The following is a 12,352-nucleotide window of genomic DNA, read 5'->3' as shown; positions in this document are numbered from 1 at the left end:
TGAAAGGAAAGCTCAGGAGATTCTGGTTTGAGTTCGAAAGGCTCCCCATGCCGACTGCTCTGAATCTTGGTTGTGGGGTTACCGCGTACGATTATGATGATGCTGTCAAGTTGCTAAGAGAATTTGTATTCGGGCCAAATGGCCCCCCGAATATCGTGCAATTGGCAGAAGACGTCGAATTGTCAGCGCTAGAGCGAAACCATGTTCAGAATTCCGGTGACAGTGCACTTAACCACTTAACTGAATCGTTCCGCGCCTTCGATCGTCACTCGGCTGAGACCACGACTTCGCCGATATAATGCACTGTCATGTGTGGACGGCGCCGTTTTGGCAAAAGAGGAAACGACACCCGGACAGCACGGCGAGCGCCCCGGACTACGAGATCCGCGCCCTCGATGCCGCCGGCAACGAGGTTGCATTCCAGCGGCGCGACGGCACCGTCATCCGGAACAGCTACGATGCGCTGAACCGCCGGGTCAGCAAGGCGCCGTCGAACCAGCCGACGATCACGCTCGGCTACGACTACAGCGGCAATCTTTTGACCGCGCAGGCCAACGGCGACAGCGCGCCGACCACGATCGGCTACGACACCGCCGGACGCAAGATCAGCGAGACCACGCCGCTGTTCGGCGCGGTCACGACGACGCTCGACGCCAACGGCAACCGGACCGCGCTGGTCTATCCGCCCTCGGTCGGCGTCACCGTGAGCTCCAGCTACGATCAGCTCGGCCGGCTGATCGGCATCTACAACGGCTCGGTGTCGTCGGGCATCCGGATCGCCGGCTACAGCTACGATGCGCTGTCGCAGCGCACCGGCGTCTCCTACGGTCCGGCCGGCGCGGCGGTCGCCTCCAGCACGCTGGGCTATACCCCGGCCGGGCTCGTGGCCTCGCTCGCCCACAACTGGAACGGCTCGTCGCTGACCCTGGGGCTGACCTACAACCAGGATCACCAGCGCGCGAGCCTGACCGCGTCCGACGCCAGCTACCTGCCGTCGGGCCTCGCGGCGGCGACCACCACCTACATCGCCAACACGCTGAACCAGTATGCCAGCCTCACCGGCGGCGGGGCCGCGACCTACAGCTACGACAAGCGCGGCAACCTGACCTCGGACGGCGTCTGGACCTACGGCTACGACACCGAGAACCGGCTGGTCTCGGCGAGCAGGAGCGGCACGACCGTGTCCTACAGCTATGACGCGCTCGGCCGCCGCTACCTCAAGACGGTCAACGGCACCACCACCGCCTGGCTGTCCTACGGCGACCAGGAGCTGGCGGAATATACCGGGACCGGCACGGTGTATTTCTCCCGGATGTTCGCCTACGGCGCCGGCCTCGACGAGCCGGTGCTGTCGGTGGCGCCGGGCGGGGCCTCGACCTATCAGTTCCAGGATGCGCTGGGATCGGTGATCGCGCTCGCCAACGCATCGGGCCAGGTCACCGAGAAATACGCCTACACGGCCTACGGCCAGACCGTCACCAGCGGCGCCGGCACGGCGGCGTATCGCTTCACCGGACGGCGCTTCGATCCGGAGACCGGGCTCTACTTCTACCGGGCGAGGGCCTACTCGCCGACGCTGGGCCGGTTCCTGCAGACCGATCCGATCGGGACCAAGGACAATATCAATCTCTATGCCTACACGGGCAATGATCCCGTCAACAAAACGGATCCGAGCGGCAATTGCCCATGGTGCGTCGCTGCGGCGGTGGGGGCATTGACCGGTGGAGGGGTAGATCTTGCGATTCAACTTGCCTTCAACGGGGGGAACTTTAGTCAGGTAAACTGGACCAGCGTTGGTGTATCTGCTGTGGTAGGCGCGGGACTATCCGGTCTCACGCCTAGTGGGTGGCTCTTAGGTCGGGGTGGTGCCAGGGCTGCGGATGCGGGCTACACTCAGTCGCCGGGATGGGCGAATACCGGAAATTGGAGGATTGGATGGAGCTACAATGCGGCAAAGGATGCGGAAGTCCTTAGTGCGCGCATTGGCAGTGGCCACTATGACTCAGCTATCTCACTGTCCTCGCGGGGGCTTGTTGTCGTCGCAAACCCGATTGGTGATGGATTTGCATCTGGAGCAGCGGCAGCGGCAGCGGCAGCGGCAGTCTCAGGAACAGCAACGAGTGACAGTCCAAATTTGTGGGTCTCTCCAGCTTCAAATACGACAAAGTAAATAGATGGACGTTGAAGAAATAAAATCAGTGTTCGCAAGCTGGAACCAGAAGCGGCTTGGTGCAGCCGGCATAAGGTTTGCCGAGTCGAGCAACGCTCCTCTTGGTTCTGGCGATGACTATCGGGTGGTTTATGAGGCGGTGTTTGAGCCAGATGATCTCGACAAGATTCGTATCGAGATTTGGTTGACCGATACCGGTCATACCGCAGTGTGGCTTGAGAAGTGCAGTCGCGTCAGTAAACGTCTCGCCAAGAAGTTTTCGCGCGGAGGTGCGGTTGCTGGCCATGAACCAATCGCGATGAGTAGCGAGACTCTAAATCTGCTTTTTGGTGTCGCAGTAGGAGGTAAGCTTTTGATTGCGGTCAGAAGCATATTCCACGTTGGATTGACTATGACACCGTTCTTGCCGACCGCTGACTACGAAGCAATAAGGGCAAGCGGCTACTCCTATTTGCGTGGACCTCAGTCGGCTCAGTCAGGCGTATTTAGCAGCATATTGCCACTGACAGTGCTGGACTATCGACCGTGGTAGGGAACCAGAATTACGGTGATGGGGTGGACGGCGCCCCCCTCGGCATTTGTTGTGCCATGATGTGTCGTTGTCGAAGCGATTCATCAAGGGAGCGCCGTCCATGGAGAAGTCTACAGCAAACGGGGCCGTCGTCACACTTGGCATCGATCTCGCCAAGAATGTCTTTCAGCTGCACGGGGTCGATGCCGCCGGCAAAGTGGTGCTGCGGCGGGCCGTGAGACGCAAGGACTTGCTTGCAGTTGTGGGGCGCCTTCAGAAATGTCTGATCGGCATGGAGGCTTGCGCCACGTCGCATTTCTGGGCGCGCTGCTTCACTGAGATCGGCCACGAGGTGAGACTGATCCCGCCGGCCTATGTGAAAGCCTATGTGCGTCGGCAGAAGAACGACGCAGCCGACGCCGCGGCGATCTGCGAGGCGGTCAGCCGGCCATCGATGCGCTTCGTACCGATCAAGAGCCGTGAGCAGCAAGCGCTTCTGCTGCTGCACCGAGGTCGCGAACTGCTGGTCGGCCAGCGGGTCGGGCTGATCAACGCATTGCGCGGACACCTCGCCGAGTTCGGTGTCGTGGCTGCGCAGGGTGTGCGGCACCTGCCAGGTCTGTTGGCACTCATCGAAGATCCCGACGACCCCCGGCTGCCGGTCGCGGTGCGTGCCGCGTTGGCGCCGCTGATGATCCAGTTGCGAAGTATCGAGGCCGCCATCGCCGACTTCGATCGGCAGATTCTGACGGCTCACCGCGCCGACGCGGCGAGCCGGCGGCTGGCCACGATTCCCGGCATCGGCCCGGTCACGGCCTCGGCACTGACGGCGAGCATCACCGATCCCTCGATGTTTGCCTCGGGTCGTGACTTCGCGGCGTTTCTCGGCCTGGTCCCGAGACAGTCGTCGAGCGGCGGCAAGGAGCGGCTGGGTCGCATCTCCAAGATGGGTGATCGTTACCTGCGCAAGCTGCTGGTGGTGGGTGCCACGGCGGTGCTGCGCCATGTGAAGGACGGCGGCGCGGCATGGAAGCTGTGGGCGCAGGGATTGTTGGCGAAGAAGCCCTTCAAGGTCGTTGCGGTAGCGCTTGCCAACAAGACGGCGCGCATCGTGTGGGCGCTGCTAATGCGAGGCGGGGTCTATCGGAGCGAGGCGCGCACCCCCATGGCGAGGCAAGTGCAGGTCGCCTGAGGGCGGAACTGCGCGCCGCTTCGATCGAAGATCAACAGAGTTTGGCGGAAGGTGCTGCGAATTGATGCGACCGGGTCGAGCCGGTGATCAGGACACCCCGATGTTACTGTCGGCGCCATCGAAGCGCGATACGGTGATAGGGACCAGATCAGCGGACAACATCAGGGCCAGCAGGCAAGTGTCCTGCATCAACAGGCCGGACACATGACCGCACCCGACTACGCCGCATCGGTATCGTCGTTTCCTCTTGCCAAAACGGCGCCGTCCACACATGACAGTGCACTTAACCACTTAACTGAATCGTTCCGCGCCTTCGATCGTCACTCGGCTGAGACCACGACTTCGCCGATACAATGCACTGTCACCGAATTACCCCGGGGTCGGAAATCCGAACATCGGGCCGGTGATCCGCTTCGAACCACAGGCGTTCCCATGAAAGGAAAGCTCAGGAGATTCTGGTTTGAGTTCGAAAGGCTCCCCATGCCGACTGCTCTGAATCTTGGTTGTGGGGTTACCGCGTACGATTATGATGATGCTGTCAAGTTGCTAAGAGAATTTGTATTCGGGCCAAATGGCCCCCCGAATATCGTGCAATTGGCAGAAGACGTCGAATTGTCAGCGCTAGAGCGAAACCATGTTCAGCCAAACCTTGGCAACCCGGAGGTTCGCGGGATTTGGTTTCCACAAGGCTATGATGCTTCGCGATAGAGCTCCCCGTGGGTGAATCGAGTCCGAAGGTGTACCTGCTGTAGCGATAGGCTCGGGCATCCGGATCGCCGGCTACAGCTACGATGCGCTGTCGCAGCGCACCGGCGTCTCCTACGGCCCGGCCGGCGCGGCGGTCGCCTCCACCACGCTGGGCTATACCCCGGCCGGGCTCGTGGCCTCGCTCGCCCACAGCTGGAACGGCTCGTCGCTGACCCTGGGGCTGACCTACAACCAGGATCACCAGCGCGCGAGCCTGACCGCGTCCGATGCCAGCTACCTGCCGTCGGGCCTCGCGGCGGCGACCACCACCTACACCGCCAACACGCTGAACCAGTATGCCAGCCTCACCGGCGGCGGGGCCGCGACCTACAGCTACGACAAGCGCGGCAACCTGACCTCGGACGGCGTCTGGACCTACGGCTACGACACCGAGAACCGGCTGGTCTCGGCGAGCAGGAGCGGCACGACCGTGTCCTACAGCTATGACGCGCTCGGCCGCCGCTACCTCAAGACGGTCAACGGCACCACCACCGCCTGGCTGTCCTACGGCGACCAGGAGCTGGCGGAATATACCGGGACCGGCACGGTGTATTTCTCCCGGATGTTCGCCTACGGCGCCGGCCTCGACGAGCCGGTGCTGTCGGTGGCGCCGGGCGGGGCCTCGACCTATCAGTTCCAGGATGCGCTGGGATCGGTGATCGCGCTCGCCAACGCATCGGGCCAGGTCACCGAGAAATACGCCTACACGGCCTACGGCCAGACCGTCACCAGCGGCGCCGGCACGGCGGCGTATCGCTTCACCGGACGGCGCTTCGATCCGGAGACCGGGCTCTACTTCTACCGGGCGAGGGCCTACTCGCCGACGCTGGGCCGGTTCCTGCAGACCGATCCGATCGGGATAAAGGACAACATCAATCTCTATGCCTACACGGGCAATGATCCCGTCAATAAAACGGATCCGAGCGGATTCTGTGTTGACGCATGCGTTGTCGAGGGAGCAGTCGCGTGCGCGGCAATTCCCGCTTGCAGCGGAGCCGTTGCGGCGTTGGCCGTCGGAACGGCGTACTATGCTGGCAAAGCAATCAACGGAGTCTTCAATAACTCAGCCGACGTTCCGCCCAACGTGGGTGTAGGACCGTATGCTGGCGGATCAATCCCAGCCGGTCCAAGTCCACGCCCAACCGCGGAACAACGGAAGGACATTAACGACTTGGGCGGGACCTTCGGCTGCCACACTTGCGGCACGAATGATCCCGGCACCAAGTCCGGAAATTGGGTGGGGGATCATCAGCCTCCAACGTCGATTAATTCCCCTGGAGGCGCGCAAGATTACTATCCACAATGTCTCTCTTGCAGTCAGACACAAGGAGGAAGACTTAGGGGACTGCAATCTGGCCCTGAGAGTCAGTCGTTTCAAACTATTTCGAGCAAAAGATGGTAATAGAGCCAGAAAGAATGGTCACGTCCACTGGTGGGCCTCTTGTCGTGATGGAGGCCTGCCTGAGTGAAAAATGGCGGGGGATTGGCGGCAGTTCGTTGAACACGCTCTCTGCCGACTCAGATTACGCCAGAGCATGTGCTGTTAAAGATTATGCAGGTATAATACCATTGGAAAGTGATTGGGTGTTAGTCCTAGGTGACATGCCCATGCCCACATCATTCTTTTTGAAGCCAGATGGATCGCCAGTCATATACAGATATATGTATGCTCCAGAAAATTTCGATTATCGATCGATCCCAACAATTTTGGAAAACGCCAGCCTGACAGAAGTAGAATCATGTGAATTTATTTCAAATTCAGAGACACTTTACGTATTTGATGCCGCAACGGATATGCAGGCGGGCGAAGCCGAGTTTTTGATGATCCCAATTTTAGCTGGATCTTATATGATAAAAACATATAATTTTGAAGATGAGGAAACGCGTATCATCATGCACGATTTTGAGCGGGTCTTGTCGGCACCCTTGCCGATGGTCAGAAATGGCCCGAGATGAGGGGACTTTGATTACGAAATTACGGTGACAGGTGCGCCGGGAGACTGGCGGAATTACGGTGATGGGGTGGACGGCGCCACCCTCGGCATTTGTTGTGCCATGATGTGTCGTTGTCGAAGCGATTCATCAAGGGAGCGCCGTCCATGGAGAAGTCTACAGCAAACGGGGCCGTCGTCACACTTGGCATCGATCTCGCCAAGAATGTCTTTCAGTTGCACGGGGTCGATGCCGCCGGCAAAGTGGTGCTGCGGCGGGCCGTGAGACGCAAGGACTTGCTTGCAGTTGTGGGGCGCCTTCAGAAATGTCTGATCGGCATGGAGGCTTGCGCCACGTCGCATTTCTGGGCGCGCTGCTTCACTGAGATCGGCCACGAGGTGAGACTGATCCCGCCGGCCTATGTGAAAGCCTATGTGCGTCGGCAGAAGAACGACGCAGCCGACGCCGCGGCGATCTGCGAGGCGGTCAGCCGGCCATCGATGCGCTTCGTACCGATCAAGAGCCGTGAGCAGCAAGCGCTTCTGCTGCTGCACCGAGGTCGCGAACTGCTGGTCGGCCAGCGGGTCGGGCTGATCAACGCATTGCGCGGACACCTCGCCGAGTTCGGTGTCGTGGCTGCGCAGGGTGTGCGGCACCTGCCAGGTCTGTTGGCACTCATCGAAGATCCCGACGACCCCCGGCTGCCGGTCGCGGTGCGTGCCGCGTTGGCGCCGCTGATGATCCAGTTGCGAAGTATCGAGGCCGCCATCGCCGACTTCGATCGGCAGATTCTGACGGCTCACCGCGCCGACGCGGCGAGCCGGCGGCTGGCCACGATTCCCGGCATCGGCCCGGTCACGGCCTCGGCACTGACGGCGAGCATCACCGATCCCTCGATGTTTGCCTCGGGTCGTGACTTCGCGGCGTTTCTCGGCCTGGTCCCGAGACAGTCGTCGAGCGGCGGCAAGGAGCGGCTGGGTCGCATCTCCAAGATGGGTGATCGTTACCTGCGCAAGCTGCTGGTGGTGGGTGCCACGGCGGTGCTGCGCCATGTGAAGGACGGCGGCGCGGCATCGAAGCTGTGGGCGCAGGGATTGTTGGCGAAGAAGCCCTTCAAGGTCGTTGCGGTAGCGCTTGCCAACAAGACGGCGCGCATCGTGTGGGCGCTGCTAATGCGAGGCGGGGTCTATCGGAGCGAGGCGCGCACCCCCATGGCGAGGCAAGTGCAGGTCGCCTGAGGGCGGAACTGCGCGCCGCTTCGATCGAAGATCAACAGAGTTTGGCGGAAGGTGCTGCGAATTGATGCGACCGGGTCGAGCCGGTGATCAGGACACCCCGATGTTACTGTCGGCGCCATCGAAGCGCGATACGGTGATAGGGACCAGATCAGCGGACAACATCAGGGCCAGCAGGCAAGTGTCCTGCATCAACAGGCCGGACACATGACCGCACCCGACTACGCCGCATCGGTATCGTCGTTTCCTCTTGCCAAAACGGCGCCGTCCACACATGACAGTGCATTATATCGGCGAAGTCGTGGTCTCAGCCGAGTGACGATCGAAGGCGCGGAACGATTCAGTTAAGTGGTTAAGTGCACTGTCAACGTAATTCCGCTGTTAAAAGACGGAAAATGGCGAGAGGCTATGGCAATCGAAATTCAGGATATTCTGGAAATTTCGAAGGCTATTGGAAATCCCCGGAAGTACAATGAGGCAATGTTGGAGTACTTTAAATGTCTTGAGAGAAATAATCTCCTTCCGATGGGATAAATATGATTACTCCTTTTGTAATTGATCCGTATGTAAGCGTTGGTCCCATTAATTTTGGCATGGCGCGTGCGGACCTGCATGCTCTCTTGGGTCCGCCAGACTATTCCAGGAAGAGTCGTTTTGGGCCGAAAATTATCGATTCATGGGATAAGGAAGACCTGACTGTGATTTCTTCCGGTGCCGATGGAACGGTAATGGAGGTCGGTTTTGGAAAAGAGCAGTCGCAAGCTGAAGTAAGTGGCGTCAAACTCTTCGACCGTGACGGCTCGACCGTCTATCGCGATCTGTGCGCGGCGGATGGCGCGCCGAAGCAGAACGTTGGGTTCACCGTGCTATTCAAGTTTGGGCTAGCCCTCGATGGCTTCCTTGTGACGGAGCAGGACGACAGAGCAGTCACTGCTTTTGCGAAAGGGTGGCGAGACGAGAGACTGTAAACTGAACTGTGTCGCTGCATAATCCCCCGAGAGGCGAGAGCCGTCTGGAGCATGCAGATGAAGGTTTCCCCTGAACTTCTCGAAGAGCTGACGAGGGATTTCAAGCGGCCGGAGGAGATGGAAAGTCGCTACTCCAATTAAGGAGGACCATATCCGCCAAAAGATCGGCAGCAGCGTCTCGATCGACTTTGACCGGCGCATATAGGGTGGCAGGATCGACGGCGAGAACCGGATGCGCTCGGGATCGGTGGCGTCCGCCTCGCGATCGCGCACACGCGGCTGGCGGACGGCGACCGGACCGATACCGGTCATTACCTCTCGCTCCGGCAGGTGACCGTGGCGGACCACGCGCTGGCGGCCGTCCCCGGTCTTCAAATCGGCATGCTTGCCGACAAAGTCCGCGACTTCGGCCTCGACCGCCTGAGCCAACAAGATGTGTGCCCGCTTGTGCAAGATTTCGGCCGGTTGATCGTCGACGTTTCCTGACTGCATGAGCATGAGCATGAGCATGAGAATGCTATCTTTGGGCACGGCATATCGCGCCTTCGGTGGAGAAGTGGAGGCGTCAAGCTCCCCCCACGATATGCCGCCGTTGCCAGTCCCGCCGTCGCCGACTTTTGGGCGATAGCTCGTTTGGTGCGCTGCCAGGCAACAGACCATGAGAAGTGGATTGCCTGGCATGACAGCAGAGCCGCGCGGGCCATCCTCACAAACAACCGCGTCCGCGGAAATGCCAGCGGTGGTGTGGTGGATGACGGCACGGGTACGAACAAGGTTGTGGCCAACAATTTGACCTGATTCCGCAGCGGGCAGCCTGAGCGACGCCGGCGCAGGCGGCGTGAGATCTTTCGATGTGCGAAGCCGTCCCGTCCCCGGCCTGGAGCAGGCCGGCCGGGGACGGGACAAGTCAGTATCGGCTGGAGGTAGATAATCAATGGTGCAGGTCACGCTCGCGGGCGATACAGCGGACATCATAGGTGCAGCGGGTGACGAATATTTTCAGCAGATACAGACTCACGCCGCGGGCCTCGATGCCTTGGCGAAATTCGTGCGAGAGAACCTGGCGCCGGACGCTTTGATCGCGGACATCGGAGCGAACATCGGGCTAACCGCAATCATCTTCGCGCGCCTGGTGCCGCGTGGCCGGGTCTTTGCGTTTGAACCCTCACCCGAGACGGCAGCTTTCCTCAGGCAAAACATTGAATTGAACGGTCTGCGGAATGTGACTGTGGTCGAGGCTGCGCTCGGCGACGCCAAGGGCACCGTGCGCTTCAACCACGCGGAAGTGTTTAGCGCGGGCTCACGCGTGGTCAGCGAAGGCGGAATCGAGGTGCCGGCGCTGTCGCTGGACGACTTTTGTGTTCAGAATGGCGTTCGTTTCGACTTCCTCAAGATCGATACCGAAGGATACGAGCCGTGGGTGCTGACCGGGCTGACCGGCCAATTGCGGCCGGAGCTGCCGATCTGGATGGAATTCAACAGTCTTTGCCTCACTGCGTGCGGCGCCAATTCCCTGGCCTTTGCCTGCGGGTTGACGCGCGCGTTCGACGTGCGCCGTGTCGAGTCTGACGGGACATTCTCACCTGTGCTCGATGGTCACGCATTCCTGCCTGAGAACATGGTCCGTCGGGGGTGCGTCGACGATCTCGTTTTGCGGCCGCGGCATGGTTGCACGGTGCCGCCGCTTGCCGAACTGATCGGCCACGCACCCTGGCGTGCCGAGCCTCCTCCGGCGGAGTGGAGTGCACGGGCCGAACTGGCCGCGGTCTACCGCTCGACATCCTGGCGGATTACGGCTCCCGTGCGAGCGATTGGTCAGTTGTTCAAATGAAAGCTCTCGCCGCCGACATCGTTCAATGCAATGCGGGCTGAATAGAACTCCGGGGCGGGCCGTGAACGCGGTGGCACTTGGCTGGCGATATCCGCAAGCAACTCGGGTATCTCCCGGTCGATCTGCACCCACGACACCATGACACAGCAAAGAATTTTCTACCGGATAGGCCAGTTGGCCGCCATCGTATTGGCCGCTTCGTGGTGGTGGTGGAGCCTCCGCGAGATGAACTATGTAAGTTTCTCGCGGATTCCGCTCCCCCAATTCGGCCAAGTCGTCCCGCATGCGACCAAGGGCATTGTTGTCTACATCACACCGCAAGATGCGCGCTTCGACACGTTACTGGTCCGCATTTGCATTGGAGCGGGAATAGTTACCGCGATCTTCGCGGTTGCATCTGGAGAGCTATCCAAGATGCTGAATCCTCCAAAACCGCCGCTCCCCCCGGAACTATAGGGCCGGCATCAGATATTCCATCCCTTTAGTCATCCTGCTACATGGAGGTGATCCGTTTAAATGACGCGCTGCCGCAGAAGAAGCCGCGCCTCTGGCCGATGCAGCGTTCCACTACACCTTCAGCAAGTATGCTTCGTTGATCGAGACTAACGGACTTCGCGCCGGTTCAAACGCGACCAACACTGGCGAACCGGGAATGTCCCGACCTCTGTTGAAATAGAAAGGGCGGCGTTGCTCGCCTTGAGCCGGTAGGCTCGGGGTGTCGAATCCACGAGGAAAGCAACGCCCATGAATAAGATTACCATGAGAACGAAGCGGGACGCGGCCGCGATGGTGGAAGCGGCTTGGCAAACGGTTGGGGAAAGTTTCGAGCATCTGATATCCATGGCCCAGACATGGTTCTGTCGTGTGATCGGAGGGCCCGAAAATTGAACGTTTTAGATATCATGGAGGTATGGTGGCGCTCGCTGCATACAGCGTTTGAAGCAGTTGGAGTATTAACCCAGTTCGGGCGTTCACCGCCCGGAAGGCTGAATCCTTCCTGCGGCCTGAATCTCCGGCTTAATAGCCGCGAGGCCGACCTGTTGGTCTGGGAGTCGGGTGAGGCTGAACTTGCCGTAGGGGAGATCAACGGAACGGTTCGGCAGACGCACTTTGACGATCTACGAGGTCTCGTCGATCTCGCGACCGTCCTTGCGCAATTGGCTGAGTTCGTTCTGATTGCCCCCTTGGGTGGGCCTGACGAATGAGGACGCGTTCCGCGTGGATTATGTATGGGCTTGTCTTGGTCACAGGCGGACTGTTTGCCGTCGTGTGGCTTGTATTGACGGTGCGTGATGCGGATGCGGTTGCAGGTCGACAGGGCGGTTCGACTGCGCTGTCGATTGCTCTTCTGGTCGGCGTCGCCGTCCATCTCACATTGCTGGCACTGATAATTTTCGTTCCCCCGGCGTTCCCCGCACGTGAGGTGATGATCACCACTGATATTCCTCTAGCAGTGATATTGTTTGCTCTTGAGCTCGTGATCGTGGTGATTATAAACAGTAGATTGCGCTCCGTCATGACTTTACCACCGCAGACGGCGAACACTCTTTTGTTCGTATTCTTCACATTGACAATGTTTATATCCCTGATGTTGCTGCAACAGAGGCTAAATAAGTTGGCTGCACGCAACGAACTTCCCTAGACAGGAGCGACGATCAGCTCAACCGGCTGACCGGCATCTACAACGGCTCGGTGTCGTCAGGTATCCGGATCGCCGGCTACAGCTACGATGCGCTGGGATCGGTGATCGCGCTGGCCAATGCCTC

General features: G+C 59.8%; 10 protein-coding genes and 1 pseudogene. 10 read left to right on the top strand and 1 reads right to left on the bottom strand.

Annotation, left to right across the window (positions count from 1 at the left end; genetic code table 11):
* Positions 1-298 precede the first annotated feature (298 nt).
* The 6 genes from DB459_RS06015 (at position 299) to DB459_RS05990 (ending at position 7,790) form a co-directional block, all read left to right on the top strand.
* Positions 299-2,170: an RHS repeat-associated core domain-containing protein gene (locus DB459_RS06015; protein ID WP_253712008.1), complete on the top strand. Its 1,872-nt coding sequence runs from the start codon at positions 299-301 to the stop codon at positions 2,168-2,170.
* Positions 2,171-2,174: 4 nt separating this feature from the next.
* Positions 2,175-2,702, top strand: a complete 528-nt coding sequence (locus DB459_RS06010; RefSeq protein ID WP_253712007.1) for a hypothetical protein — start codon at positions 2,175-2,177, stop codon at positions 2,700-2,702.
* A 100-nt stretch (positions 2,703-2,802) separates the two neighbouring features.
* Positions 2,803-3,873 carry an IS110 family transposase gene (locus DB459_RS06005; protein WP_253712006.1) on the top strand — a complete coding sequence of 357 codons (1,071 nt, stop codon included), beginning with the start codon at positions 2,803-2,805 and terminating at the stop codon, positions 3,871-3,873.
* A gap of 880 nt (positions 3,874-4,753) precedes the next feature.
* A complete protein-coding gene (locus DB459_RS06000) occupies positions 4,754-6,022 on the top strand; it encodes an RHS repeat-associated core domain-containing protein (protein ID WP_253712005.1) in 1,269 nt (422 codons plus the stop codon).
* Between the two features lie 14 nt (positions 6,023-6,036).
* On the top strand, positions 6,037-6,576 hold the full coding sequence (locus DB459_RS05995; protein ID WP_253712004.1) for an Imm21 family immunity protein: 540 nt from the start codon (positions 6,037-6,039) through the stop codon (positions 6,574-6,576).
* Between the two features lie 143 nt (positions 6,577-6,719).
* A complete protein-coding gene (locus DB459_RS05990; protein ID WP_253712003.1) occupies positions 6,720-7,790 on the top strand; it encodes an IS110 family transposase in 1,071 nt (356 codons plus the stop codon).
* Between the two features lie 1,121 nt (positions 7,791-8,911).
* Here the strand turns inward: DB459_RS05990 and DB459_RS05985 are convergent.
* Positions 8,912-9,286: pseudogene (locus DB459_RS05985) on the bottom strand (transposase); the annotation flags it as partial.
* 403 nt (positions 9,287-9,689) lie between these two features.
* Between DB459_RS05985 and DB459_RS05980 the strand changes: the two are divergent.
* From DB459_RS05980 to DB459_RS05965, 4 genes are all read left to right on the top strand, one after another.
* Entirely contained in the window at positions 9,690-10,586 is an 897-nt protein-coding gene (locus DB459_RS05980; protein ID WP_253712002.1) for an FkbM family methyltransferase, read from the top strand.
* 174 nt (positions 10,587-10,760) lie between these two features.
* Entirely contained in the window at positions 10,761-11,042 is a 282-nt protein-coding gene (locus DB459_RS05975; RefSeq protein WP_253712001.1) for a hypothetical protein, read from the top strand.
* A 428-nt stretch (positions 11,043-11,470) separates the two neighbouring features.
* The gene (locus tag DB459_RS05970; RefSeq protein ID WP_253712000.1) at positions 11,471-11,791 is read left to right on the top strand and encodes a hypothetical protein; all 321 of its coding nucleotides are present in this window, start codon (positions 11,471-11,473) and stop codon (positions 11,789-11,791) included.
* Entirely contained in the window at positions 11,788-12,228 is a 441-nt protein-coding gene (locus DB459_RS05965; protein WP_253711999.1) for a hypothetical protein, read from the top strand. Before DB459_RS05970 ends, DB459_RS05965 begins: the two co-directional genes overlap by 4 nt.
* Positions 12,229-12,352 lie beyond the last annotated feature (124 nt).

Origin of the sequence: Bradyrhizobium sp. WD16 (genome assembly GCF_024181725.1) — a bacterium.
In the GTDB taxonomy this organism is placed as follows: Bacteria; Pseudomonadota; Alphaproteobacteria; order Rhizobiales; family Xanthobacteraceae; genus Bradyrhizobium_A.
The sequence above is the reverse complement of the archived record's forward strand: the minus strand, read 5'-3'. Positions and strand labels throughout refer to the sequence as shown.